This window comes from Serratia marcescens subsp. marcescens ATCC 13880 (assembly GCF_017299535.1).
GTDB classification, from domain to species: domain Bacteria; phylum Pseudomonadota; class Gammaproteobacteria; order Enterobacterales; family Enterobacteriaceae; genus Serratia; species Serratia marcescens.
Genome location: NZ_CP071238.1, coordinates 4,189,949 through 4,214,083 on the forward strand (window position 1 = coordinate 4,189,949; position 24,135 = coordinate 4,214,083).

A 24,135-nucleotide genomic window follows, 5' to 3' on the forward strand; every position below is an offset into this window, starting at 1 on the left:
ACGGGATATAGCTTGAACGGTAACTAAAACGCCCCGGCCGAAAGGCCTGGGGCGTGGGCACGATTACTCGTCGATCGAGGCCTGATAAGCCGCGGCGTCCAGCAGGTTCGCCAGCTCGCCTTCGTCGGAGGCTTTAATCTGGAACAGGAAGCCGTCACCGTAAGGTTCGCTGTTCACCAGCTCCGGGGAGCTTTCCAGCTCGCCGTTCACCGCCACGATTTCACCGCTGATTGGTGCGTAAATGTCCGACGCAGCCTTGACGGATTCCGCCACGGCGCAATCTTCACCGGCGGCGACTGTGCGGCCCACTTCCGGCAGATCGACAAATACCATATCGCCCAGCAGTTCCTGCGCGTGTTCGGTGATGCCTACGGTGTAAACGCCGTTACCTTCTGAACGAACCCACTCGTGGGAGGATGCGTATTTCAATTCTGTTGGCACATTGCTCATCGCCGGTTACTCCTTCGAAGAAATAAAAAATCAATCAATAAAAATTAATTTGCCAGCGGCTTGCCGGCGCGAACGAAACCGGGCTTGGTCACTTTGACCGGCATCTCGCGGTTGCGGATCTGCACGATAGCCTGCTCGCCGATGCCCGCCGGCACGCGCGCCAGCGCGATGCTGAAGCCCAGCGTCGGGGAGAACGAACCGCTGGTGATCACGCCTTCGCGGGTTTGCCCCGCCGCGTCGGTGAAACGCACCGGCAGCTCATTACGTAATACGCCTTTTTCCGTCATGATCAAGCCGACCAGTTGCTCGGTGCCCTGCTCGCGCTGTTGCTCCAGCGCTTCGCGGCCGATGAAACGGCGATCTTCCGGCTGCCAGGCGATGGTCCAGCCCATGTTGGCGGCCAGCGGCGAAACGCCTTCATCCATCTCTTGCCCGTAGAGGTTCATGCCCGCTTCCAGACGCAGCGTGTCGCGCGCGCCCAGACCGGCCGGCTTGACGCCCGCGGCCAGCAATTTTTGCCAGAAATCCGCCGCCTGCTCTTTCGGCAGCGCGATCTCATAGCCGGCCTCGCCAGTGTAACCGGTGGTGGCGATGAACAGCTCGCCGGCCTGCACGCCGAAGAACGGCTTCATGCCTTCGACCGCGCTTTTTTGTTCCGGGGTGAACAGGGTGCCGGCGCGCTCTTTGGCCTGCGGGCCCTGCACTGCGATCAGCGCCAGATCGTCGCGCACCGTCAGCGCGACGCCATACGGCGCGGCGTGCTCTTCGATCCAGGCCAGGTCTTTGTCGCGGGTGGCGGAGTTCACCACCAGGCGGAAATAGTCTTCAGTGAGGAAATAAACGATCAGGTCGTCGATCACGCCGCCGGAGGCATTCAGCATGCCGGTGTACAGCGCTTTGCCGGGTTGGGTCAGTTTGGCGACGTCGTTCGCCAGCAGGTAGCGCAGGAACTCGCGGGTGCGGGCGCCGTGCAGATCCACAATGGTCATGTGAGACACGTCGAACATGCCGGCATCCTGACGCACCGCGTGGTGCTCATCGAGCTGCGAGCCGTAGTGCAGCGGCATCATCCAGCCGTGAAAGTCTACCATGCGCGCACCGCACGCCACGTGCTGGTCGTACAGTGGGGTTTGCTTTGCCATCTTTTCCCTCTTTCCACTCGTCGCTAGAAGTTAGGGTGCTGCCACGCAATGCGGCGGAGACTGGCTCGCGGCCCGATCGCCATGGCGCACTGACTGCTCAACACAAATGCTGCGCCGGGACGGGCGGAAACTGCGTGCAACCGCCGTGACGCAAACGATACCTTTCCCTCGAACTTATCACCGAACGACCACATTAACCATAAGTTAAAATAGGCTCATCGCCGTTCCCGGGCGGTAAAACGCCGGGCTAGTGTGCAGAGTTTTTCACTGGAAAAATGCGCCTTAAGGCACAAAATTAACAATTAAAGCGGCAAAACACCGAACTTATATAACAAACCTATGGCCGCACATGGGATCCGGACTTTTGATAACCGAACATGGAATTAGAAAAAGTAATGATAAAAAGCGGCTGAAATTAGATTATTTCAAATGAGGGGTTATATAAGGAAACGCGATGGCATAAGGCGAGAAGCGCGAGCCCGCTGCGGGCTCGCAGAAGGCAGGTGTCAGGCAAGCCACTCGGGCAGATCGTTCAGGCCCATCGCCTGACGCACCAGCTTCGGTTTGACGCCCGGCAGGCTGTCCGCCAGCCGCAGCCCCACGTCGCGCAACAGCTTTTTGGCCGGGTGGTTGCCGTCGAACAATTCGCGGAAACCCTGCATGCTGGCCAGCATCACCGCCGCGCCGTGTTTGCGGCGGCGCTCATAGCGGCGCAGATAGAGGTGCTGGCCAATATCCTTGCCCTGCCGTTGCAGGCGACGCAGTTCGGAAATCAGCTCGGCGGCGTCCATAAAGCCCAGGTTCACGCCCTGTCCGGCCAGCGGATGCACGGTATGCGCCGCATCGCCCACCAGCGCCAGGCGGTGCGCCGCGAAGCTGCGCGCATAGCGGCCGGTCAGCGGGAACGCCAGCCGTTCGCTTTCCAGGCTGCAGGCGCCCAGACGCATATCGAAGGCCATCGCCAGTTCGCGGTTGAATTGTTCCGGCTCCAACTGCTTGAGACGCTCGGCCTCTTCCGGCGCGACCGACCAGACGATGGAGCTCAAATGCGGATCGCTGAACGGCAGGAACGCCAGAATGCCGTCGCCGTGGAAAATTTGCCGCGCCGTGGCCTGATGCGGCTCTTCGGTGCGGATGGTGGCCACCAGCGCGTGGTGGCGATAGTCCCAGAAGGTAAGCGGGATATCGGCATGCTGGCGCAGCCACGACTGGGCGCCGTCGGCGCCAATCACCAACCGCGCGGTCAGCATACGGCCGTCCTCCAGCGTGATGAAGGCGTCATTCTCGCCCCACGCCACCTGCTTGAGCGCGGCCGGGGTAATCAGCGTGATGTCCGACAGGCTTTCGGCGCGTTTCCACAGCGCCTGCTGGATCACCGAATTTTCGATGATGTGGCCGAGATGGCTGAAGCCGCACTCATCGCCGCGGAAGGCGATTTTGCCGAAGCTGTCGCGATCCCACACTTCCATCGCGTTGTAGGCGCTGGCGCGCTGCTGGAGGATGTCGTCCCACACGCCGATGTGCTGCAGCAAACGCTCGCTGGCGGCATTGATGGCGGAGACGCGCAGCGCAGGCTGCTCCGACGGCGGCGCCATCTCCGGCTGGCGCTGCTCCAGCACCGCCACGCGCAGCCCGCTGCCCTGCAAGCCGCAGGCCAACGCCAGCCCCACCATACCGCCACCGGCGATAATCACGTCAAATGATTGCATGCTGCTCGATTTCCTTAAATAACGCGCGACGCCTTGCCGCGCCGCGTTTTTGGGCGCGCCACAGGGCGCCCGATTCTGTGTCTAACGTTCCACCCAGCCCAGCGTACGCTTGGCGAAGGCGTCGCGCACCGCCGGCAAACGCGCCATCGCCATCAGCCCCAGATTGCGGCCGACCACCAGCGGGCTATAACGATTGGCGAACAGGTGGATCAACCCATCGGTCACGCCGATCGTCGCCTGCTGATCGTTTTGCCGCCGCTGCTGATAACGGCTCAGCAATGCGTAACCGCCGGCGTCTTCGCCGCTGTCTGCCGCTTCCGCCAACGTTTCCGCCAGCGACATCACGTCGCGCAGACCCAGGTTGAACCCCTGCCCGGCGATCGGATGCAGCGTCTGCGCCGCGTTGCCCACCAGCGCCAGCCGGTGGCTGACATGGCGATCGGCGGTCAGCAGGCCAAGTGGATAACTGTGCCGCTTACCGGCCTTGAGGATGCGCCCCAGCCGCCAGCCGAAAGCCTGTTGCAGCTCGGCGATAAAACGCGCGTCGTCCCAGGCATCCACCCGGGCGCGATCTTCGCGCGCATGGCACCACACCAGCGAACTGCGCCCCTGCGACATCGGCAACAGCGCCAGCGGCCCATAACGGGTAAAGCGCTCGAAAGCTCGCCCCTGCGGATCTTCCGCCGTGGTGACATTGGCGATGGTGGCGAACTGCGGATAGTCCTCCTGCCGCCACTGCACGTTGCAGGCCTGCGCCAGCGCCGAACGCGAACCGTCGGCCGCCACCAGCAGCTGCCCGCGCAGACGCTGGCCGTTGTCCAGCAGCACTTCCGCCCGCTCCGCGGTGCGGATCACGTCCACCACCCGCGCGGGGCAGTGCAGCGTGACGCCCGGCGCCTTCGCCAGCAGCGCAAACAGCCGCTGCCCGGCGTCGTGCAGTTCGATCACCTGGCCGAGCGCATCGACCTGATAATCCTGCGCCTGCAGATTAACGAAACCGGCGTGACCGCGATCGCTGACGTGCACCTGAGTGATCGGCGTGGCGCAGTCGCGCAGCGCCGGCCAAACGCCGATGCGCGCCAGCTGTTGGCAGGTGCCCTGCGCCAAAGCGATGGCGCGGGCGTCAAAACCAGGATGGCTGCGGTCGTCCGGCCGGGTCGCCTCGACCAGATCCACCGCCATTCTTCCCTGAGTAAGCGACGAGATAGCCAGCGCCAGCGTCGCGCCCGCCATACCGCCGCCAACGATAATTACGCTCATGCTATGACCTTGCCGCCGCCATCAACGCTTCGATGGCATCGGCATCTTTCACTACGGTGGCGGTCAGGTTTTCATTGCCGTCGGCGGTGATCACGATGTCGTCCTCGATGCGGATGCCAATGCCGCGGTATTCCTCCGGCACGTCCGCATCCGGCGCGATGTACAGCCCCGGTTCCACGGTCAGCACCATGCCCGGCTCCAGCAGCCGATCGCGGCTCGGCGTGCCGTAGTGGCCGACGTCATGCACATCGAGCCCCAACCAGTGGCTCAACCCGTGCATAAAGAACTGACGGTGGGCCTGCTCGGCGATCAATTGATCGACTTCACCTTTCAATACGCCCAGCTCCACCAGCCCGACCACCATGATGCGCACCACTTCGTCATTGACTTCGCGGATGCTGGTGCCGGGCTTGAACAGTTCCAAAGCGCGCTGCAGCGACGCCAGCACAATGTCGTACACCGCGCGCTGCGGCCGGCTGAACTTGCCGTTGACCGGGAAGGTGCGGGTGATGTCGCCGGCGTACCCCTGGTACTCGCAACCGGCGTCGATCAACACCAGATCGCCGTCGCGCATCGGGCTCTCGTTCTCGGTGTAGTGCAGGATGCAGCCGTTTTCGCCGCTGCCGACGATGGTGTTGTAAGACGGATAACGGGCGCCGAGGCGGGTGAATTCATGATGAATTTCCGCTTCCAGCTGGTATTCGAACATGCCCGGGCGGCATTTTTCCATCGCGCGGGTATGCGCCAACGCGCTGATCTCACCGGCGCGGCGCATCACCGCCAGCTCTTCCGGCGATTTGAACAGGCGCATGTCGTGCAGCCACGGCCGCCAGTCGGTAACGGTGGCCGGCGCCTGCAGATTCTGGCGGAACCCCTTGCGCAGCTTGTCCAGCGCGCCGAACAGGATCTGATCGGCATAGGCGTATTCGCCCTGCGCGTGGTAGACCGCATCCAGGCCGTTGAGCAGCAGGTGCAGTTGGTCATTGATTTCATCGAACGGCAGCGCGCGATCCACGCCCAGCTTCGCCGGCGCGGCGTCTTGCCCCAGGCGGCGGCCAAACCAGATTTCCGCCGTCAAATCGCGCACCCGGTTGAACAACACGCTGTGGTTGTGCGTTTCATCGCTTTTAATCAGCACCAGCACCGCTTCGGGCTCATTGAAGCCGGTCAGGTACCAAAAGTCGCTGTTCTGCCGGTAGGGATAGTCTGAATCTGCACTGCGCGTCGTTTCCGGCGCAGAGAAAATAACCGCCGCGCTGGCCGGCGCCATTTTCGCCAACAGCGCCTGGCGGCGGTTGTTGAATTCCTGCTGAGTCATTGCCTTCTCCTGAAATCATGCCATCCGCACCGCCGGCGGAGGGGCGATAAAACGTTTAGTGCAACGTCGGTTTGATGTTTTCCGGCGCCGTCGGCTTGTGACGGGCGAATTCGCCGTGGCACATGATGGCGGCGACCCGCACATACTCCGCCACTTCTTCCAGCGACTGTTCCAATTCTTCCTGATCTTCGTCTTCGTCGTAGCCCAGTTGCGCGATGTTGCGCAGGTCGTCGATCGCTTCACCGACTTCGTCTTTCACCTGGGCCAGCTTCGGCTGCATCATGCCCAGCCCGAGCAGGAAGTGGTTGACCCAACCGGCCAGCGCGTCGGCGCGATCGAACACGCTGACGATCTCTCCTTCGGGCAGCATCAGTTGGAACAGGAACTCGTCATCTTCCAGCGTGTCGCGCGTCGCTTCATACAGCTGTTGCAGCGGTTGGCTGAGCGCCTGCGGGAAGGCGACGCCTTCGTTGGTCAGATCGTGCACCAGCGCCTGCCAGCCGGCGTCACGGCTGCCGCCGCACAGCAGGCCGCTGATCAGGCCGTGCATTTCTGCCGCGGTCAACGCCACCGACTGCTGGTTGAGGGCCACGGTTAAAGATTGGTAACTTGGAAATGTATTCTGTATAGACATGCGCATTCGTCATCGTTGGCAGGATAAGTTCGTGTTATGCTACCACCAAGGTCCGTCGCTATACCAGATAAGCGCGACACCTCAGTGGCTAGTTATAATCGCGATGTGGCAGGTTTCACACTGCGCCGGCGGGGGGCGAAAGTGCGGTAAATACGCATTTTGAAACCCTTTTTTGACTGGCAATGTGCGCCACAGTAGATTACAACCAGGTACTGAAAAAGGGGTTGTATCTTGGTACCGAGGTATATATAGTGGCGCCCGCTTTGACGGCCCGGCCAGGGCGGACAAGGCTGGCGCGAAATTTAGGCAGGAAGGTGGCATGTCTGCACAACCGGTAGATATTCAAATTTTTGGCCGCTCGTTAAGAGTCAATTGCCCGCCAGAACAACAAGATGCGTTGAATATGGCGGCGGACGATCTTAACCAGCGGTTGCAAGATCTTAAAGTTCGCACTAGAGTCTCCAATACTGAGCAACTGGTTTTCATCGCGGCATTGAACGTCTGTCACGAACTTGCTCAAGAACGGTTGAAAACCCGTGACTATGCGTCCAATATGGAACAACGCATACGGATGCTGCAGCAGACCATTGAACAAGCGCTGCTTGAACAAGGTCGCATCTCTGAACGTCAGGATGCACAATTCGAATAACTTAAGTTGTTGAAATCAAAGTTTCGGCAACGAGTACAAAATTTCTCTGAGATGTTCGCCAGCGGGCCAGTCCCCTGAGCCGATATTTAGTACAAACAGAATGTGTTGCTCCGCGATCGGTGAGCACGCTCGGTGCGCCGAGAAGCCTTAAGATTGCGACGGCACGTTCACCTTGAACCATGGGTTCAAGGGTTACAGCCTGCGACGGCATCTCGGAGATTCCCCTTCTCAGCGGTTTATGTGTGCTGAACGCCACACTGAGCAAGCCTGATACGATGCCTTTTCAACCCCAATTCGCGCAGCAGCGCCAAGCCATTCGTCAACTCATTCGCCAACGTCGGCGCGAGCTTACGCCGGGCCAGCAACGCTTTGCCGCAGACAAGATAGCCGAACGCCTCGTCGCGCATGAACGCATTCAGGCGGCGCACAGCATCGCGGTGTTTTTGTCGTTTGACGGCGAACTCGATACCGGGCCGCTGATCGAGCGGCTGTGGACGCTCGGCAAACGGGTTTACCTGCCGGTGCTGCATCCGTTCAGCCCAGGCCACCTGCTGTTCCTGCGCTATGCGCCGAAAACGCCGCTGGTGCGCAACCGCTTCAATATTCTCGAACCGCGCCTCGATGTGCGCCAGGTGTTGCCGCTGGGTGAACTGGAGGTGGTGCTGACGCCGCTGGTGGCGTTCGATCACACCGGGCAGCGTCTGGGCATGGGCGGCGGCTTTTACGATCGCACCCTGCAAAACTGGCGCAGCGGCGGCCCCTATCCCATCGGCCTGGCCCATGATTGCCAGCAGGTGGAGCACCTGCCGACCGAACATTGGGATATCCCGCTGCCGGAAATCCTCACCCCGCTCTGCAGCTGGGCGTGGCATGAGCCCAAATAGCAAAAGGCCGGATCGCTCCGGCCTTTTTCGTTGCGGCATGCCGCCGAATCAGAACAGCAGGCGGGCGCGGATGGTGCCGTCGATGGCCTTCATACGCTGCAGCGCGGCGTCGGCGCGCGCGGTTTCCGCTTCGATGTCGATCACCACATAGCCGATTTCCGGCCCGGTTTGCAGATACTGCGCGGCGATGTTAACCCCCTCTTCGGCGAAGATCTGGTTAATCTGCGTCAGCACGCCCGGACGGTTTTCGTGGATGTGCAGCAAACGGCTGGCGTTCGGGCCATGCGCCGGCAGCGACACTTCCGGGAAGTTGACGGCGGACAGAGTCGATCCGTTGTCGGAGTATTTCGCCAGCTTGCCGGCCACTTCGTCGCCGATGTTCTCCTGCGCTTCCTGCGTGGAACCGCCGATGTGCGGCGTCAGCAGCACGTTGTCGAACTCACACAGCGGCGAGTTGAACGGATCGCTGTTGGTCGCAGGCTCTTCCGGGAAGACGTCGATCGCCGCGCCCGCCAGGTGATTGCTGGCCAGCGCGTCGCACAGCGCGGGAATATCGACCACGGTGCCGCGCGAGGCGTTGATCAGAATGGCGCCCGGTTTCATCAGCGCCAGCTCTTCCGCCCCCATCATATTTTTGGTCGATGGCGTTTCCGGCACGTGCAGCGTCACCACGTCGCTCATATTGAGCAAATCGGACAGATGGCGCACCTGCTGCGCATTGCCCAGCGGCAGCTTATTCTCGATGTCGTAGAAGAACACCTTCATGCCCAGCCCTTCGGCCAGAATGCCCAATTGGGTGCCGATATGGCCGTAGCCGATGATGCCCAGCTTTTTGCCGCGCGCCTCATAGGAGCCCACGGCCAGTTTGTGCCACACGCCGCGGTGCGCCTTGGCGTTGGCGGCCGGAATGCCACGCAGCATCAACAGCAGCTCGCCCAGCACCATTTCGGCCACGGATCGGGTATTGGAGAAGGGGGCGTTGAAGACCGGAATACCGCGTTTGGTCGCCGCTTTCAGCTCAACCTGGTTGGTGCCGATGCAGAAGCAGCCCACCGCCACCAGTTTTTCTGCGGCGGCGAACACCTCTTCGGTCAGATGCGTGCGCGATCGGATGCCGACGAAGTGTGCATCGCGGATGGATGCCTTCAGCGATTCGGTGTCTAACGCACCCTTGTGGTATTCGATGTTGGTATAACCGGCGGCACGTAAATTATCGACCGTGCTCTGATGAACCCCTTCCACCAACAGGAATTTAATCCTGTCTTTCTCCAATGATACTTTTGCCATTTACCCGACCCTATGTTCAGACTTCAGAAGCGGCTGTGACGACACAGCTCCCATCCAACATAACAAAAATAACGCGGGCGGCAATACAAACGATTGCCTGCCCGGCAGGACAAGGCGCAGCGTTGATGGCGGTTTACGGCAGAAAATGCCATAGGGAAAGTTTTCGGCAGAAGCTTTGGGGAGTCAGTTTTCACAATGTGACATAAGTCACCAAATTTGCCGTTTTTCAGAAAAGATATTTTAACCGAAGAATTATGCGGCCCGGCACTGCCGGGCCACAGCCGGCAGAAGTTTATTTGACCACTTTCACGCCTTCCGGGGTGCCGACCAGCGCCACGTCCGCGCCGCGGTTGGCGAACAGCCCCACGGTCACCACGCCGGCGATGCCGTTGATCTTGTTCTCCAGCGCCACGGCGTCGGTGATGCTCAGGTTATGCACATCGAGGATCACGTTGCCGTTGTCGGTCACCACGTTCTGGCGATACTCCGGCAGACCGCCGAGTTTCACCAGCTCGCGCGCCACGTAAGAGCGAGCCATCGGGATCACTTCCACCGGCAGCGGGAACTTGCCCAGCACGTCCACCTGCTTGCTGGCGTCGACGATGCAGATGAATTTCTTGGCGATGGCGGCAATGATCTTCTCGCGCGTCAGCGCCGCGCCGCCGCCCTTGATCATCTGCATATGGCCGTTGATTTCGTCCGCGCCGTCCACGTAGATATCGAGCGAGTCCACTTCGTTGCTGTCGAACACGTGGATGCCGAGGCTTTTCAGCTTGGCGGTGGAGGCATCGGAGCTGGACACCGCGCCTTCGATCTGGTGCTTGATGGAGCCCAGCGCGTCAATAAAGTGGGCGGCGGTAGAGCCAGTGCCGACCCCGACGATGGTGCCCGGCGTCACGTATTCCAGCGCCGCCCAGCCCACCGCTTTTTTCAGTTCATCCTGCGTCATAATATGTCCCTTGCCTCTGTACGAAAACGTGTGCGTATTATAGGGTAAAACGCTGTTTTTCACGCCGGCAGGATCACACTTATTTACCGCAGCCCGCATTTTTACCCGCTTGGCGGCGAGCTGGGGGCGTGATTTTTCCACCTGCGCCATGCGTAAAATGTGGCATAGTGCCGGTATCATTCTAATTTAAGGGATATCTTTCCGATGAAACGCCCAGACTATCGTACGCTGCAAGCGCTGGACGCGGTGATCCGTGAGCGCGGCTTCGAGCGCGCCGCGCAAAAACTCTGTATCACGCAATCGGCGGTATCCCAACGCATCAAACAGCTGGAAAACCTGTTCGGCCAACCGCTGCTGGTTCGTACCGTGCCGCCGCGCCCGACCGAACAAGGGCAAAAGCTGCTGGCGCTGCTGCATCAGGTGGAGCTGCTGGAAGAAGAGTGGCTCGGCAATGACACCGGCGTCGATACGCCGCTGCTGCTGTCGCTAGCGGTCAACGCCGACAGTCTGGCGACCTGGCTGCTGCCGGCGCTGAAGCCGGTGCTGGCGGACTCCCCCATTCGTCTGAATCTGCAGGTGGAAGATGAAACCCGCACCCAGGAGCGGCTGCGCCGCGGTGAGGTGGTGGGCGCGGTGAGTATTCAGCCGCAGCCGCTGCCGAGCTGCCTGGTGGATCGGCTGGGGGCGCTGGACTACCTGTTCGTGGCCTCCAGCGGCTTCGCCGAGCGCTATTTCCCGAACGGCGTCACCCGTTCCGCGCTGCTGAAAGCGCCGGCGGTGGCCTTCGACCATCTCGACGACATGCACCAGGCATTCCTGCAGCAGAACTTCGATCTGTCGCCGGGCAGCGTGCCCTGCCACATCGTGAACTCATCGGAAGCCTTCGTCCAGCTGGCGCGTCAGGGCACCACCTGCTGCATGATCCCGCATCTGCAGATCGAAAAGGAGCTGGCATCCGGTGAACTGATCGATCTGACGCCGGGGCTGTACCAGCGCCGCATGCTGTACTGGCATCGCTTCGCGCCGGAAAGCCGCATGATGCGAAAAGTGACCGACGCGTTGCTGGAACACGGCCACCAGGTATTGCGCCAGGATTAAAACGAAAAAAGGTTCGCCGCAGCGAACCTTTTCTTCAATACAACACCCTTACTGCGCGGCGTTGCGCTGCAGCTCAAACACCACATCCACCTGATCGTCGAAGTGAATGCTTTGCTGTTCATAGGTTTGCGCCGCGTCGTTTTCCGCCGCCGCGCCGGCCGCCTTATACATCCGCGCCACCGGCATCGGCTGATAGTTGGCGACCCGGTAGCGAATGCTGTACACCGGCCCCAGCTTGGCGTGGAAGCCTTTGGCCAGGGATTCGGCCTGCTGAGTCGCGTTCTCGATCGCTTTTTGCCGCGCCTGCTCGCGATATACGTCCGGTTTGGCGACGCCCAGCTCCACCGCGCGGATCTCGTTCAGGCCGGATTTCAGCGCGCCGTCCAGCAGCTCGTTCAGCTTGTCCAACTGGCGCAGGGTGACCTGCACCTGGCGCACCGCCCGGTAGCCCTTCAGCACCGACTCGCCGGTTTTCAGGTAGTCGTATTCCGGCTGAGTGCGCAGGTTGGCGGCGCTGATGTCTTTTTTCTCGATGTTGTTTTTCTGCAGGAAATCAAAGTACTGCGCCACGCGCTCGTCTACCTGCTTCTTCGCCTGAGCGGCGTCTTTGGAGGAAACGCTCACCTCGATCGCCAGGGTGGCGATATCCGGCGTGGCGTCCACGCTGGCGGTGCCGGAGGTGACGACGTGCGGCCCTTCAGGCACTTCAGCCGCCTGCAGCGCCATCGGTAACGTCCCTAATCCGACCATTGCGGCCATAGCCAATGCTTTTAGCTTCACAGTGTCTCCTTAATGACAGGCTGTCTCTGATCGCCGGCTTTTCCCTGCGAGAACCGCCGGATTCCTGGCATCAAACGTAGCATATCGCACGGCGTTTTGAATTCGGATTAGTGACAAATTCTTATAAATTTGCCCCCTGCCAGGCCAGCTGCAGCGCGATGCCCCACATCACCAGCCCGACCAGCGCATTGATGATGCGCTGCGCCCGCTGCGTATTCAGCCACGGCGCCAGCCAGGAGGCCAGCAGCGCCAGGCCGAAGAACCACACCGCCGACGCGCTGACCGCGCCAAGCGCGAACCAGGAGCGCACATCCGCCGTCAGCTGTCCGCCCAGGCTGCCGAGCACCACGAAGGTGTCCAGATAGACGTGCGGATTCAGCCAGGTGACCGCCAGCATGGTGACCACGATACGCCAGCGGCTCTGCGCCAGCTCCTGCGCCGCGGCCTGCGCCGGTTGCGGGCTGAAGGCGGAACGGAACGCGCCCCAGCCGTACCACAGCAGAAACGCCACACCGCCCCAGGTGACCAGCGCCAACAGCAGCGGCGAGCGGGTCAGCAACGCGCTGCCGCCGAAAATACCGGCGCAGATCAGCACGATATCGCTCAGTGCGCACAATGAGGCGATCATCAGATGATACTGACGGCGAATGCCTTGATTCATCACGAATACGTTCTGCGGGCCCAGCGGCAGGATCATGGCGGCGCTCAGGGCAAACCCCTGCAGGAAGACGGCTAACATGGGAGATTCCTCGAATGATAAAAGGCGCCGGACGTGGGCGCGTATCGGTCAACACGCGCATCATACGAGGAAGCGATCATTAGTTGAAATTGATGTTTCTAATCCAGCATCAGCAGAGCTAATACTCAAATCGGCGTGACGAACCCCAGCTCCTGCGAGATGCGTTGCGCGGTGGCCAGCACCGGTTTGATCAGGCTTTTGACGCCGATCTGCTGCAGCTTGGCGGTCGGCAGAGAAACAGACACCGCATAAGGCACGCGCTGTTGAATATCGAACACCGGCGCCGCCACGCAGGAAACCCCCAGCTCGTTTTCCTCGCGATCCATCGCCAAGCCGCGCTGGCGAATATCGGCCAGTTCCTCATACATCTTCGGCAGCTCGGTAATGGTATTGCGCGTCAGCGTCTGAATCTCCTGCTGGTGAGTCTGCCAGTAGTGGGCCGGATAATCGTCGTTGCCGTAGGCCATGAAGATTTTACCCATCGCCGAACAGTACAGCGGCATATGCTGGCCGATATAGGCGCGAGTGCGCATCATGCCGGTGGTCGGCTCCAGCTTGTAGATCAGGATGACGTGGTCGTCTTCGCGGCTGGAGAAGTTGACCGTCTCCCCCACTTCCAGGTTCAGCTGCTCCAAATGCGGCGCAGCCACGTGGATGATGTTGAGTGACGACAGCGCCTTCTGGCCGATGGAAATGAACTTGGTGGTCAGGCGGTAGCTGCCCGGCGACGGCGCCTGGGTCACATAGCCGCTGGTGTGCAACCCCTGCAGCAGACGGTGCACCGTGCTCTTGTTCATGCCGGCCAGCTCAGACAGATGCGCCAATGGGCACCCGTTGGGAAAATTGCTCAGGATCTCAATCAACTGCAAACCGCGGAACAGGCTTTGGCTGCCCAGTGGTTTGTCTTTCTTGTCATCTTTCTCGTCGACGGCTTTCAGGCTCATAGCGAAAATCTCTCCAGTGTCGAACCGCCAACCGGCGCTGCGGCGAAGTCAGCAGGCTCTTTGCCGGGCATGTTACCCCAAGGCCCGCATCAGGTGAAGACGGAACGCCGTTTCATTGTCCGCAGCGGGCCAAAAATCCGCAATATTTCCCCCGCATTGAAGTGAGCCATCGGTCACACTTCCGCAAAGTAAAAAATAACCCATTGTTTAATAACAGTAATTAAAACCTCATCGCCTTTGATTTAGCGCAACGAACGTCATATTATTTTTGAAATTGAATTTCGCATATTGAAATTTAAAGACCAGATACTCACCAGCGGTTTAGCTGATTTGCCCGGCATCTTCGCACGGGCGCAACACCAGGGGCGCATCACATGACTATCGATAATGCGGCACAACCCATCCTTACCCTCAGCCACATCGTCAAACGATTTGGCGGCAACGTGGCGGTCAACGACGTCAGCCTGCAGGTGATGCCGGGCGAAGTTCTGGCGCTGCTGGGCGAAAACGGCGCCGGCAAATCGACGCTGATCAAAGTGCTGGCGGGCGTCTACCCGCGCGACGGCGGCGATATTCGCTTTCAGGGCGCAAGCATCGCCTCCGCCGCCGCGATAAAAAGCGCCAGCCGCCAGCCGATCGCCTTTATTCATCAGGATCTCGGCCTGATCGAATGGATGACGGTGGCGGAAAACATGGCGCTGGTGATGGGGTTTCCCCGCCGCTTTGGGTTGATCGACTGGCGCGCCATTCGCCGCCGGGCGGCGCAGGCGCTGCAAGACGTCGGCATCGCGCTCGATCCCGATGCGCGCGTCTTCGAACTGTCGCGCACCGAAAAATCGCTGCTGGCGATCGCCCGCGCGGTGGCGGTCAACGCCGAGCTGCTGGTGCTGGATGAACCGACCGCCTCCCTGCCCGCCAACGACGTGCGTCATCTGTTCGCCGTGATCAATCGGCTGCGCGCCAAAAAGGTCGGCATGATTTACGTCACCCACCGTTTGGACGAAGTGATCGAAATCGCCGATCGGGTCTGCGTGATGCGCGACGGGCGCTATGTCGCCGGCGGCCGCACCGCCGACTACTCGCTGCGCGATCTGGTGCAAACCATCGTCGGCGAAGCGATGGCGGACGATCAGCGCGAACCGCTGCCGGAGCATCGTCCGCCGGTGCTGCAGCTCGATAGCGTCACGGTGGGCGACATCGGCCCGGTGAGCTTCGAGTTGCAGCCGGGCGAGATGCTGGCGTTGGCCGGCCTGCGCGGGGCAGGGCAAGAAGAGATTGGCCGGCTGCTGTTCGGGTTGCGTCAGGCCGACGGCGGCGCGATTCGGTTTCGCGATCGGCCCTATCTGGCGAGTTCCCCGCAGCAGGCGATGGCCTGCGGCGTTTCACTGGTGGCGGGCGATCGCACCGGTGAAAGCCTGGTGATGTCGATGAGCGTGCGTGAAAACCTGTTTATCAACCCCTGCGCCAGCGGCCACCGGCTGCTCTCCCGCTACGGGCGGCGAGCGGAGATCGGCGCCAGTTGGTGGAAGGTGCAGCTGTTCGACGTACGCCCCAAGGACGTCAATATCGATATCAGCGCGCTGTCCGGCGGCAACCAGCAAAAGGTGGTGATGGCGCGTTGGATGCATCTGGGGGCGCCGCTGCTGATCCTGGAAGATCCCACCGCCGGCGTGGACGTCGGCGCGCGAGCGGAAATCTACCACCTGCTGAATAAATCCCTGGCGGAAGGTGTGGCGGTGCTGGTTATCTCCAACGATTTCGAGGAGATCGCCCATATTTGCAACCGCGCGCTGGTATTCAACCGCGGGAAAGTGGTCGGCGAATTGAAAAATCAACAGGTGTCATTCGCCAATTTATTGGAGCTGGCCTCTGCCAGCACCGGGGAAAGCGTCGCAATCACGTCAGAATCCGAGGTAGGCCATGTCTAAAACATCCGTTAAATCAACCGCGCTGGAGCAGCGCGTCAGCCTGGCGCAGGACGGCGCCGGCCCGTGGCTGATGCAGGTTCTCACCCGCTATGGCCTGCTGCTGCTGTGCATCGCGCTGGTCGTGCTGTTCTCACTGCTCACCCCCTCCTTCGCATCAATGCTGACGCTGCAGGCGATCCTGTCGAGCAAGGCCAAAATCGCCCTGTTGGCGCTGGCGGCGACCATCCCGATGATCGTGGGCAAGATCGATCTTAACGTCGGCTTCGGCATTGTGCTGTGGCACATCCTGGCGATCACGCTGCAGGTGGAATACGGCTTCTCCTGGGAGATGGCGGTGCTGACGGTGCTGGCGATTTCGGCGCTGTACGGGTTGCTGAACGGCATTCTGGTGGCGCTGGCCGATATCGACAGCTTTGTCGCCACCCTCGGCTCCGGCACCGTACTGTACGCCATTGCCCTGTGGCACTCCGGCGGGCGGCAGATCGTCGGCGACTTGCCGGATGCCTTTATCGCGCTGCACCACACCGAGATCGCCGGCATTCCGATTGTGGCGTTTTACGTGCTGATCGTCGCGGTGGTGCTGTGGCTCATCACCGAACATACCCCGCTCGGCCGCTGCATGTATGCGGTGGGCGGCAACCCGGCGGCGGCGCGTCTGAACGGCATCTCGGTCAATCGCTTTACCATCGGCGCCTTCATCGCCTCCAGCGTGCTCACCGGTTTCAGCGGCGTATTGATCGCCGCCGAACAGGGCGTCGGCCAGGCCAGCGTCGGCATGGACTATCTGCTGCCGGCGCTGGTCGGCGCCTTCCTCGGCAGCACCACCATTCGCCCAGGGCGCGTCAACGTCTGGGGCACCGTGGTCGGCATCGCCATTCTGGCAATCGGCATCGCCGGCATTCAGCAGTTCGGCGGCGAATTCTGGGTCGAGCCGCTGTTCAACGGCGCGACGCTGTTGCTGTCGATCACCCTGGCCGGCTATGCCCAACGCCGTCGGCTGCTCAATCAGAAAGCGGTACAACGCAGCCAGGCGACGCCGGCTGACAACAACAATCAGACAGCGACCCCCCCTTAAACCAGGAGCACACCATGAAACGCATTTGGCTGTTACCGGGGTTCACGACCTTGCTGCTCGCCGCATCGCCGGTCTGGGCCGACGCCTATCTCGATCAGGCCACTGCCGCCGTGGCGAAGGCCACCGCCAGCGCCACTCAGTGGGACGGCCCCACCAGCGGCCCGCAGCTGCAGGCCAACAAGAAGATCATTTTTATCGCCTCCGACATGAAGAACGGCGGCGTGCAAGGGGTGCAACAGGGGTTGAGCGAAGCGGCGAAAGCCGCCGGCTGGAAGCTGGAAACGCTCGACGGCGGCGGCTCGGTGAAAGATCAGCTGGCATCGCTCAATCAGGCCATCGCCCAGAAACCGGACGGCATCGTGATCGGCGGCTGGAACCCTAACGTCGCCAAGATCCCGCTGAAAAAGGCCGTACAGCAGGGCATCGTGCTGACCGCCTGGCACGCGGTGCCGGAACCGGGCCCCATCGCCAAATACAACGTGTTCTATAACGTCACGTCGGATTCCAACGAAGTGGCGCGCATCGCCGCGCAATACGCGGTGGTTCAGTCCGGCGGCAAGGCGAGCGTGTTGATCTTCACCGACTCGCTGTACCAAATCGCGTTGGACAAGGCCAACGTCATGAAAGAAGAGATCGCCAAATGCAGCGGCTGCACGCTGCTGGAATTCATCGACACGCCGCTGGCCGATACCGCCAATCGCATGCCGGCGATGACCTTCAGCCTGCTGCAGAAGTACGGCGAAAAATTCCAATATGCGCTGGCGATCAACGATCTGTACTTCGACTTTATGGCCCCGGCGCTGAAGACCGCCGGCAAAGGTGGCAAGAACGCGCCTTACAACGTGTCGGCCGGCGACGGTTCGATCTCCGCTTACCAGCGTATCCGGTCAGGCGACAGCCAGTCGGCGACGGTGCCGGAGCCCTTGAAGCTGCACGGTTGGCAACTGCTGGACGAATTCAACCGCGCCTTCGCCAAGCAGCCGCCTTCCGGCTACGTCACGCCGGCGCACCTGGTGACACGCGACAATATCGCCGCCGACGGCGGCGCCAATAACCTGTATGACCCGCAAAATGATTATCAGGGCCATTACAAAGCGATCTGGGGCGTGAAGTGAACGACGGCATTCGGCATTCATTGCGCACGCACGCTCAGCTCGAGCGCTTGTGCTCACCGGCGATTTGGGCCGAAGGGCCGGTCTGGCTGCCGCAGGAGGATGCGGTGGTGTTCAGCGACGTGAAAGGCAATCGCATGTTCCGCTGGTCGCGCCGGGGTGAGCTGGCCCTATACCGCTCGCCGTCGCACTACGCCAACGGCAATGCGCGCGACGGCGAGGGGCGCGTGGTCAGCTGCGAACACGGGCGGCGCGGCATCAGCCGTACCGAAAGCGATGGCGAAGTGCGCCTGTTGATCGACCGCGTCGACGGCAAGCGCTTTAACTCGCCGAACGACGTGGCGGTGCGTTCCGACGGCACCCTGTGGTTCACCGATCCGCCCTACGGCATCATCGGCGACGAAGAGGGTTACAAATCGGAAAGCCAGGTGATCGGCTGTTACCTCTACAGCTTCGATCCGCGCGACGGTTCGCTGACCATCGCCGCCTGCGACCTGCAGCGCCCGAACGGTCTGGCGTTTTCACCGGATGAAAAATGGCTGTACGTGGCGGACATGTCGATCGTGGATTTTCCGACGCTGGGCCGCCGCGAGCTGCGCGTCTATGCGGTCAACGGCCGCGAGCTGGAAGCCGGCCGCCGTTTCGCGACGGTGGAGCCCGGTTTCCCGGACGGGTTCTGCGTCGACCGGGCCGGCAATCTGTTTTGCAGCTGCGCCGACGGCGTGCTGGTCTTTGATCCAGAGGGGCGACAGATCGACAAAATCAGCGTGCCGGAACGCGTCTCCAATTGTACCTTCGGCGGCCCGAACGGCGATGAGCTCTATATCACCGCCACCACCTCGCTCTACCGCATGGTGTTGAACACCCGCGGTTAGCCGGGGTCTTGCAAGACGCAGGGTGGGTTTCGATCCGCCCTGCTTTGCCACGTCTGAAGCACGCCATCTCCACCAAAATGTGGCGGCGATCACAAAATCACCACTCAATTTTAACGTCATGTTTTTCATGAATAATTTTACCCCCCCTTGCTTTGACTTCCCTGAATCGCCGGGATAGCATTTATTTGAAATGCAATTTCGCATATTGAAATTTAGCGAACCAAAAACAGACAATTCGCACAGGCGGAGAACCGGCATGAGAGTGAGTTACAGCGAATTAAAACAGCAATTCAAACGCGTGCTGCTGGCGCGCGGCGTGGCGGAACATCTCGCCGACGACTGCGCCGGCATGTTCGCCGACACCACCGCCAGCGGCGTTTACTCCCACGGCGTTAACCGCTTTCCGCGCTTTATTCAGCAGTTGGACGCCGGCGATATCGTGCCGGACGCCGAACCCAGCAAACTGTTGTCTCTGGGGGCGATCGAGCAATGGGATGCGCATCAGGGCATCGGCAACCTTACCGCCCGCCGCATGATGGATCGCGCCATGCAGTTGGCCGACGATCATGGCATCGGCCTGGTGGCGCTGCGCAACGCCAACCACTGGATGCGCGGCGGCGGTTACGGCTGGCAGGCGGCGGAGAAAGGCTATATCGGCATTTGCTGGACCAACTCGATCGCCGTGATGCCGCCGTGGGGCGCCAAAACGTGCCGTATCGGCACCAACCCTTTGATCGTCGCCGTGCCCGGCAACCCGATCACCATGGTGGACATGTCGATGTCGATGTTTTCCTACGGCGCGCTGGAGCTGAACCGGCTTGCGGGAAAAACCCTGCCGGTGGACGGCGGCTTCGACAACGACGGCCATCTGACCCGCGATCCGGCCACCATCGAAGAGAATCGGCGCATTTTGCCGATGGGGTATTGGAAAGGATCGGCGTTGTCGATCGTGCTGGACATGATCGCCACCCTGCTGTCAGGCGGCGCCTCGGTGGCGGAAGTGACGGAAGATCACCGCGACGAATACGGCGTCTCGCAGGTGTTCATCGCGATTGAGATAGACCGGTTGATCGACGGCGACAGCCGCGATCAAAAACTGCAGCGCATCATGGATTACGTCACCAGCGCCGAACGGGACAACCCCGACGTCGCCATTCGCCTGCCGGGCCACAAGTTCCCGCGCATTCTGGCAGAGAATCTGCGCGACGGCATTCCGGTCGACGAACGAGTCTGGGCGCGCATTCAGGCGCTGTAACGGGAGGATCATCATGATATTCGGCCACATCGCCAACACCGCGCCCGAGCAGTACCCGACGCCGGTCGCCAACGCCGTCGCCTATTTGCAGCGCACCGATTTCAGCGTCTTGCCCGCAGGGCGCTATGAAGATCCCGCCACCGGCTACGTGGTGCAAGTGCTGGATCTGCATACCCAACCACCGGATGCGCTGCGCCCGGAAGTCCACCGGCAAAACGTCGACGTGCAGTTTCTGGTCAGCGGCACCGAACTTATCGGCGTAGCGGCGGACAACGGCGACAACGTCGTTCATCAGGAGCTGCTGGCGCAGCGCGACATCCTGTTTTATCAGGACGTGGCCGACGAATCCTGGCTCACGATGCGGCCCGGCAACTTCGCGGTATTTTTCCCACAGGACGTGCATCGCCCGGCCTGCATTAACCAACGCCCCAGCGCGATACGCAAGGTGGTGGTGAAGATACCGCTGGCGTCGTTTAGCGCCTGATAGCCGCCACACCCGTAACGATAACAACACCGGTCCATGGGCCTGTGCGGGCGCCCCTGCGCCCAAATCAAGCAAAACAATAACGCCCGACCCTACAAAAAAGCGAACATCGAAAGAGGTCCTTATGAATACAGCCTCCGTTTCCGTCAGCCAAAGCCAGGCGATCCCCAAGCTCCGCTGGCTGAGGATCGTGCCGCCGATCCTCATCACCTGCATCATTTCTTACATGGACCGGGTCAACATCGCCTTCGCCATGCCCGGCGGCATGGATGACGAACTCGGCATCACCGCCTCGATGGCCGGGCTGGCCGGCGGCATCTTCTTCATCGGTTACCTGTTTCTGCAGGTGCCCGGCGGCAAGCTGGCGGTATACGGCAACGGCAAGAAATTCATCGGCTGGTCACTGTTGGCCTGGGCGGTGATCTCGGTGCTGACCGGGCTGGTCACCAACCAGTATCAGCTGCTGTTCCTGCGCTTCGCCCTCGGCGTTTCCGAAGGCGGCATGCTGCCGGTGGTGCTGACCATGATCAGCAACTGGTTCCCGGATAAGGAGCGCGGCCGCGCCAACGCCATCGTCATCATGTTCGTGCCGATCGCCGGCATTCTCACCGCCCCGCTGTCGGGTTGGATCATCACCGCCTGGGACTGGCGCATGCTGTTTCTGGTGGAGGGCGCTCTGTCGCTGGTAGTCATGGCGCTGTGGTACTTCACCATCAGCAACCGGCCCCAGGAGGCCAAATGGATCTCGCAGGCGGAAAAAGAGTATCTGGTAAAGACCCTGCACGACGAACAGCTGCTGATCAAAGGAAAAACGGTGCGCAACGCCTCGCTGCGCCGGGTGCTGGGCGACCGGATCATGTGGCAGCTGATCCTGGTGAATTTTTTCTACCAGACCGGTATCTACGGCTACACCCTGTGGCTGCCGACCATTTTGAAAGGGCTGACCCACGGCGATATGGAGCAAGTGGGCCTGCTGGCTATCTTGCCCTATATCGGCGCCATCTTCGGCATGCTGATCATCTCCACCCTCTCCGATCGCACCGGCAAGCGCAAAATCTTCGTCGCCCTGCCGCTGGCCTGCTTTGCCGCCTGCATGGCGCTGTCGGTGCTGCTGAAGGATCACGTCTGGTGGTCTTACGCTGCGCTGGTCGGCTGCGGCGTATTTATTCAGGCGGCGGCCGGGGTGTTCTGGACCATCCCGCCCAAATTGTTCAACGCCGAAGTGGCCGGCGGCGCGCGCGGCGTGATCAATGCGCTGGGCAACCTCGGCGGCTTTTGCGGCCCGTATATGGTCGGCGTCCTGATCAGCCTGTTCAACAAGGATGTCGGCGTCTACAGCCTGGCTGCCTCGCTGGCGATCGCCTCCGTGCTGGCGTTGATGCTGCCCAATAAATGCGACCACAGCGCGAGGAGCGAATGATGGAATATTGGCTGGGGCTCGACTGCGGCGGCACCTTCATCAAGGCGGGTTTATACGACCGCAGGGGCCGTGAACACGGCGTTGCGCGGCGCAATCTGGCGATCGTCGCGCCGCAGCCCGGCTGGGCCGAGCGCGATATGGCATCGCTGTGGCGCACCGCCGCCGACGTGATCCGTGAAGTGCTGTCCGCCAGCGGCGTCGCCGCCGGCGCCATCCAGGCCATCGGCATCTCGGCGCAGGGCAAGGGCGCGTTTCTGCTGGATAAGCAGGGGCAGCCGCTGGGCAACGCCATGCTCTCTTCCGATCAGCGCGCGCTGGCGCTGGTGCAGGAATGGCAACGGCAGGGCGTGCCACAGGCGCTGTATCCGCAAACGCGCCAAACGCTGTGGACCGGGCACCCGGTCTCGCTGCTGCGCTGGCTGAAGCGGCATCAGCCTGAACGTTACGCCCGCATCGGCAGCGTGCTGATGGCGCACGACTACCTGCGCTATTGCCTGACCGGCGAGCTGGCCTGCGAAGAAACCAATATCTCCGAATCCAACCTGTATCAGATGCGCAGCGGACGCTATGACCCGGCGCTGGCGCAGCTGCTGGGCATCGGCGACATCATGCCCGCCCTGCCGACGATTGTCGGTTCGGCCGACATCGCCGGACGCGTCTCGGCAAACGCCGCGGCCATTACCGGCCTGCAAATCGGCACCCCGGTGGTCGGCGGGTTGTTCGACGTGGTGTCCACCGCGCTGTGCGCCGGCCTGCAGGACGAAACCCGGCTCAACGCGGTGATGGGGACCTGGTCGGTCACCAGCGGCATCACCGACGCCATCGTCGAGGGTTTCGATCATCCCTTTGTCTATGGCCGCCACGCCGAAAACGGCCAATACATCGTGCACGAAGCCAGCCCCACTTCCGCCGCCAACCTGGAATGGTTCTGTCACCAATGGGGGCTGCAGGACTACGACCAGCTTAACCGCTGGGTCGCCGCCCTGCCGAAAGCCGCCGGCGATCTGCTGTTCGCCCCTTTCCTGTATGGCTCCAACGCCGGCCTGGGGCTGAGCGCCAGCTTCTACGGCCTGCAGGCCTTCCACCAACGCGAGCACCTGGTGCAGGCGATCTACGAAGGCGTGGTGTTCTGCCACATGACGCACCTTAACCGCATGCGCCGGCGTTTCCCTGAGGCGCAGGCGCTGCGCGTGACCGGCGGCCCCGCCAAATCCCGCCCCTGGATGCAAATGTTCGCCGACGTCAGCGGCCTGCCGGTTGAGCTGCCGCAGGTGGAAGAAACCGGCTGTCTGGGCGCGGCGATGGCGGCCATGGTCGGCAGCGGCGTCTTCAGCGATTTCACCGCCGCCCAGCGCCGGCTGGCGCCGCGTATCGAGCGGCTGCTGCCTGATGCGGCCGCCGCCGAAGCTTACGACCACAAACACCAACGTTATCAGGCGCTGATTGCTGCATTGCAAAATCTGCAGCCCGCCAACAAGGAGGCCCCATGAGCACGAAACCGCGCCTGCAGCTGGCGCTCGATCAAACCCGTCTGGATACGGCGCTGCGCACCGCCGAGACCCTCAGCCCCCATGTGGACATCATCGAGGCCGGTACCATTTTGTGCATCAGCGCCGGCATTCAGGCGGTTAGCGCGCTGCGCGAGCGCTGTCCGCAGCACACGCTGGTGGCCGATCTCAAGGTGGCCGACGCCGGTGCGACGCTGGCCGAGCAGGCCTTCGGCCAGGGCGCGGACTGGATGACGGTGATCTGCGCCGCGCCGTTGGCCACCATGGCCAGCGCGCGGGAGGTCGCCGAGCGTCACGGCGGCGAAATCCAGATCGAACTGTTCGGCCGCTGGACATTGGAGGATGCGCGGCAATGGCGCGGCCTTGGCATTCGCCAGGCGATCTATCACCGCGGCCGCGACGCGCAGGCCAGCGGGCAAACCTGGGGCCGGCAGGATCTGGATCGGATGAAGGCACTGTCCGATCTGGGCATCGAGCTGTCGGTGACCGGCGGCATCACGCCCGCCGACCTGCCGCTGTTTAAAGAGATCGCCGTCACCGCCTTTATCGCCGGCCGCGCGCTGGCCGAGGCCGGCGATCCGCCGGCGGCCGCCAGGCAGTTCCGCGCCGCCATCGATGACATCTGGAGATCATGA

Annotated in this window: 23 protein-coding genes and 1 other RNA gene; 13 read left to right on the forward strand and 11 right to left on the reverse strand. The window is 61.7% G+C overall.

What is annotated here, in order from left to right; translation table 11 throughout:
- Positions 1-63 precede the first annotated feature (63 nt).
- The 6 genes from gcvH to J0F90_RS20055 form a co-directional block, all read right to left on the reverse strand.
- A complete protein-coding gene (gene gcvH / locus J0F90_RS20030) occupies positions 64-450 on the reverse strand; it encodes a glycine cleavage system protein GcvH (RefSeq protein ID WP_016930003.1) in 387 nt (128 codons plus the stop codon).
- Between the two features lie 44 nt (positions 451-494).
- Complete coding sequence (gene gcvT, locus J0F90_RS20035) at positions 495-1,592, reverse strand: glycine cleavage system aminomethyltransferase GcvT (protein ID WP_033639449.1); 1,098 nt, start codon at positions 1,590-1,592, stop codon at positions 495-497.
- Between the two features lie 506 nt (positions 1,593-2,098).
- Positions 2,099-3,301: an FAD-dependent 2-octaprenylphenol hydroxylase gene (ubiI, locus tag J0F90_RS20040; protein ID WP_033639448.1), complete on the reverse strand. Its 1,203-nt coding sequence runs from the start codon at positions 3,299-3,301 to the stop codon at positions 2,099-2,101.
- 81 nt (positions 3,302-3,382) lie between these two features.
- Positions 3,383-4,561: a 2-octaprenyl-6-methoxyphenyl hydroxylase gene (gene ubiH / locus J0F90_RS20045; protein WP_028128314.1), complete on the reverse strand. Its 1,179-nt coding sequence runs from the start codon at positions 4,559-4,561 to the stop codon at positions 3,383-3,385.
- Position 4,562: 1 nt separating this feature from the next.
- The gene (gene pepP, locus J0F90_RS20050; protein WP_033639447.1) at positions 4,563-5,879 is read right to left on the reverse strand and encodes a Xaa-Pro aminopeptidase; all 1,317 of its coding nucleotides are present in this window, start codon (positions 5,877-5,879) and stop codon (positions 4,563-4,565) included.
- A 55-nt stretch (positions 5,880-5,934) separates the two neighbouring features.
- Entirely contained in the window at positions 5,935-6,513 is a 579-nt protein-coding gene (locus J0F90_RS20055) for a YecA/YgfB family protein (RefSeq protein ID WP_028127696.1), read from the reverse strand.
- Between the two features lie 319 nt (positions 6,514-6,832).
- Here J0F90_RS20055 and zapA point away from each other — a divergent pair, with 319 nt between their 5' ends.
- The 3 genes from zapA to J0F90_RS20070 all read left to right on the forward strand — a co-directional run bounded on the left by zapA (position 6,833) and on the right by J0F90_RS20070 (position 8,046).
- A complete protein-coding gene (zapA, locus tag J0F90_RS20060) occupies positions 6,833-7,162 on the forward strand; it encodes a cell division protein ZapA (RefSeq protein ID WP_004931621.1) in 330 nt (109 codons plus the stop codon).
- A 40-nt stretch (positions 7,163-7,202) separates the two neighbouring features.
- Positions 7,203-7,385, forward strand: a non-coding RNA gene (gene ssrS, locus J0F90_RS20065) — 6S RNA.
- A 52-nt stretch (positions 7,386-7,437) separates the two neighbouring features.
- Positions 7,438-8,046, forward strand: a complete 609-nt coding sequence (locus J0F90_RS20070; RefSeq protein WP_033639445.1) for a 5-formyltetrahydrofolate cyclo-ligase — start codon at positions 7,438-7,440, stop codon at positions 8,044-8,046.
- A gap of 48 nt (positions 8,047-8,094) precedes the next feature.
- Here the strand turns inward: J0F90_RS20070 and serA are convergent, their stop codons facing one another.
- Complete coding sequence (gene serA, locus J0F90_RS20075) at positions 8,095-9,333, reverse strand: phosphoglycerate dehydrogenase (protein ID WP_028127697.1); 1,239 nt, start codon at positions 9,331-9,333, stop codon at positions 8,095-8,097.
- A gap of 292 nt (positions 9,334-9,625) precedes the next feature.
- Positions 9,626-10,282 carry a ribose-5-phosphate isomerase RpiA gene (rpiA, locus tag J0F90_RS20080; protein WP_004931614.1) on the reverse strand — a complete coding sequence of 219 codons (657 nt, stop codon included), beginning with the start codon at positions 10,280-10,282 and terminating at the stop codon, positions 9,626-9,628.
- A 204-nt stretch (positions 10,283-10,486) separates the two neighbouring features.
- On the opposite strand from rpiA, the gene J0F90_RS20085 reads away from it, so the two are divergent.
- Entirely contained in the window at positions 10,487-11,380 is an 894-nt protein-coding gene (locus tag J0F90_RS20085; RefSeq protein ID WP_004931613.1) for a LysR family transcriptional regulator ArgP, read from the forward strand.
- A 48-nt stretch (positions 11,381-11,428) separates the two neighbouring features.
- Here the strand turns inward: J0F90_RS20085 and J0F90_RS20090 are convergent, their stop codons facing one another.
- From J0F90_RS20090 to J0F90_RS20100, 3 genes are all read right to left on the reverse strand, one after another.
- The gene (locus tag J0F90_RS20090) at positions 11,429-12,160 is read right to left on the reverse strand and encodes an oxidative stress defense protein (protein ID WP_004931607.1); all 732 of its coding nucleotides are present in this window, start codon (positions 12,158-12,160) and stop codon (positions 11,429-11,431) included.
- Positions 12,161-12,281: 121 nt separating this feature from the next.
- A complete protein-coding gene (gene argO / locus J0F90_RS20095; RefSeq protein WP_004931603.1) occupies positions 12,282-12,899 on the reverse strand; it encodes an arginine exporter ArgO in 618 nt (205 codons plus the stop codon).
- A 125-nt stretch (positions 12,900-13,024) separates the two neighbouring features.
- On the reverse strand, positions 13,025-13,843 hold the full coding sequence (locus J0F90_RS20100) for an IclR family transcriptional regulator (RefSeq protein WP_033632146.1): 819 nt from the start codon (positions 13,841-13,843) through the stop codon (positions 13,025-13,027).
- A 374-nt stretch (positions 13,844-14,217) separates the two neighbouring features.
- Between J0F90_RS20100 and J0F90_RS20105 the strand changes: the two genes are divergently transcribed.
- The 9 genes from J0F90_RS20105 to ulaD all read left to right on the forward strand — a co-directional run bounded on the left by J0F90_RS20105 (position 14,218) and on the right by ulaD (position 24,135).
- Entirely contained in the window at positions 14,218-15,771 is a 1,554-nt protein-coding gene (locus J0F90_RS20105) for a sugar ABC transporter ATP-binding protein (RefSeq protein ID WP_016930013.1), read from the forward strand.
- Positions 15,764-16,846, forward strand: a complete 1,083-nt coding sequence (locus J0F90_RS20110) for an ABC transporter permease (protein WP_033639444.1) — start codon at positions 15,764-15,766, stop codon at positions 16,844-16,846. The genes J0F90_RS20105 and J0F90_RS20110 overlap by 8 nt, the downstream gene beginning before the upstream one ends.
- A 14-nt stretch (positions 16,847-16,860) precedes the next feature.
- The gene (locus J0F90_RS20115; protein ID WP_033639443.1) at positions 16,861-17,961 is read left to right on the forward strand and encodes an ABC transporter substrate-binding protein; all 1,101 of its coding nucleotides are present in this window, start codon (positions 16,861-16,863) and stop codon (positions 17,959-17,961) included.
- The gene (locus J0F90_RS20120) at positions 17,958-18,833 is read left to right on the forward strand and encodes an SMP-30/gluconolactonase/LRE family protein (RefSeq protein WP_181817244.1); all 876 of its coding nucleotides are present in this window, start codon (positions 17,958-17,960) and stop codon (positions 18,831-18,833) included. The genes J0F90_RS20115 and J0F90_RS20120 overlap by 4 nt, the downstream gene beginning before the upstream one ends.
- Positions 18,834-19,089: 256 nt before the next feature.
- Positions 19,090-20,088 (forward strand): 3-dehydro-L-gulonate 2-dehydrogenase, encoded by a 999-nt coding sequence (gene yiaK / locus J0F90_RS20125; protein ID WP_016930017.1) that lies wholly within the window; start codon positions 19,090-19,092, stop codon positions 20,086-20,088.
- A 13-nt stretch (positions 20,089-20,101) separates the two neighbouring features.
- Positions 20,102-20,572, forward strand: coding sequence for a NanQ anomerase/TabA/YiaL family protein (locus J0F90_RS20130; RefSeq protein ID WP_016930018.1), 471 nt, complete (start codon positions 20,102-20,104; stop codon positions 20,570-20,572).
- Between the two features lie 124 nt (positions 20,573-20,696).
- Entirely contained in the window at positions 20,697-21,992 is a 1,296-nt protein-coding gene (locus tag J0F90_RS20135) for an MFS transporter (protein WP_033639442.1), read from the forward strand.
- The gene (locus J0F90_RS20140) at positions 21,992-23,482 is read left to right on the forward strand and encodes an FGGY-family carbohydrate kinase (protein WP_033639441.1); all 1,491 of its coding nucleotides are present in this window, start codon (positions 21,992-21,994) and stop codon (positions 23,480-23,482) included. Before J0F90_RS20135 ends, J0F90_RS20140 begins: the two co-directional genes overlap by 1 nt.
- Positions 23,479-24,135 (forward strand): 3-keto-L-gulonate-6-phosphate decarboxylase UlaD, encoded by a 657-nt coding sequence (ulaD, locus tag J0F90_RS20145; protein ID WP_033639440.1) that lies wholly within the window; start codon positions 23,479-23,481, stop codon positions 24,133-24,135. Before J0F90_RS20140 ends, ulaD begins: the two co-directional genes overlap by 4 nt.

What these genes read in the sequence shown, in the direction of transcription:
- gcvH (WP_016930003.1), bottom strand. Translation starts at nt 450, where the DNA reads ATGAGCAATGTGCCAACAGAATTGAAATACGCATCCTCCCACGAGTGG.
- gcvT (WP_033639449.1), bottom strand. Translation starts at nt 1,592, where the DNA reads ATGGCAAAGCAAACCCCACTGTACGACCAGCACGTGGCGTGCGGTGCG.
- ubiI (WP_033639448.1), bottom strand. Translation starts at nt 3,301, where the DNA reads ATGCAATCATTTGACGTGATTATCGCCGGTGGCGGTATGGTGGGGCTG.
- ubiH (WP_028128314.1), bottom strand. Translation starts at nt 4,561, where the DNA reads ATGAGCGTAATTATCGTTGGCGGCGGTATGGCGGGCGCGACGCTGGCG.
- pepP (WP_033639447.1), bottom strand. Translation starts at nt 5,879, where the DNA reads ATGACTCAGCAGGAATTCAACAACCGCCGCCAGGCGCTGTTGGCGAAA.
- J0F90_RS20055 (WP_028127696.1), bottom strand. Translation starts at nt 6,513, where the DNA reads ATGTCTATACAGAATACATTTCCAAGTTACCAATCTTTAACCGTGGCC.
- zapA (WP_004931621.1), top strand. Translation starts at nt 6,833, where the DNA reads ATGTCTGCACAACCGGTAGATATTCAAATTTTTGGCCGCTCGTTAAGA.
- J0F90_RS20070 (WP_033639445.1), top strand. Translation starts at nt 7,438, where the DNA reads ATGCCTTTTCAACCCCAATTCGCGCAGCAGCGCCAAGCCATTCGTCAA.
- serA (WP_028127697.1), bottom strand. Translation starts at nt 9,333, where the DNA reads ATGGCAAAAGTATCATTGGAGAAAGACAGGATTAAATTCCTGTTGGTG.
- rpiA (WP_004931614.1), bottom strand. Translation starts at nt 10,282, where the DNA reads ATGACGCAGGATGAACTGAAAAAAGCGGTGGGCTGGGCGGCGCTGGAA.
- J0F90_RS20085 (WP_004931613.1), top strand. Translation starts at nt 10,487, where the DNA reads ATGAAACGCCCAGACTATCGTACGCTGCAAGCGCTGGACGCGGTGATC.
- argO (WP_004931603.1), bottom strand. Translation starts at nt 12,899, where the DNA reads ATGTTAGCCGTCTTCCTGCAGGGGTTTGCCCTGAGCGCCGCCATGATC.
- J0F90_RS20100 (WP_033632146.1), bottom strand. Translation starts at nt 13,843, where the DNA reads ATGAGCCTGAAAGCCGTCGACGAGAAAGATGACAAGAAAGACAAACCA.
- J0F90_RS20105 (WP_016930013.1), top strand. Translation starts at nt 14,218, where the DNA reads ATGACTATCGATAATGCGGCACAACCCATCCTTACCCTCAGCCACATC.
- J0F90_RS20110 (WP_033639444.1), top strand. Translation starts at nt 15,764, where the DNA reads ATGTCTAAAACATCCGTTAAATCAACCGCGCTGGAGCAGCGCGTCAGC.
- J0F90_RS20115 (WP_033639443.1), top strand. Translation starts at nt 16,861, where the DNA reads ATGAAACGCATTTGGCTGTTACCGGGGTTCACGACCTTGCTGCTCGCC.
- yiaK (WP_016930017.1), top strand. Translation starts at nt 19,090, where the DNA reads ATGAGAGTGAGTTACAGCGAATTAAAACAGCAATTCAAACGCGTGCTG.
- J0F90_RS20130 (WP_016930018.1), top strand. Translation starts at nt 20,102, where the DNA reads ATGATATTCGGCCACATCGCCAACACCGCGCCCGAGCAGTACCCGACG.
- J0F90_RS20135 (WP_033639442.1), top strand. Translation starts at nt 20,697, where the DNA reads ATGAATACAGCCTCCGTTTCCGTCAGCCAAAGCCAGGCGATCCCCAAG.
- J0F90_RS20140 (WP_033639441.1), top strand. Translation starts at nt 21,992, where the DNA reads ATGGAATATTGGCTGGGGCTCGACTGCGGCGGCACCTTCATCAAGGCG.
- ulaD (WP_033639440.1), top strand. Translation starts at nt 23,479, where the DNA reads ATGAGCACGAAACCGCGCCTGCAGCTGGCGCTCGATCAAACCCGTCTG.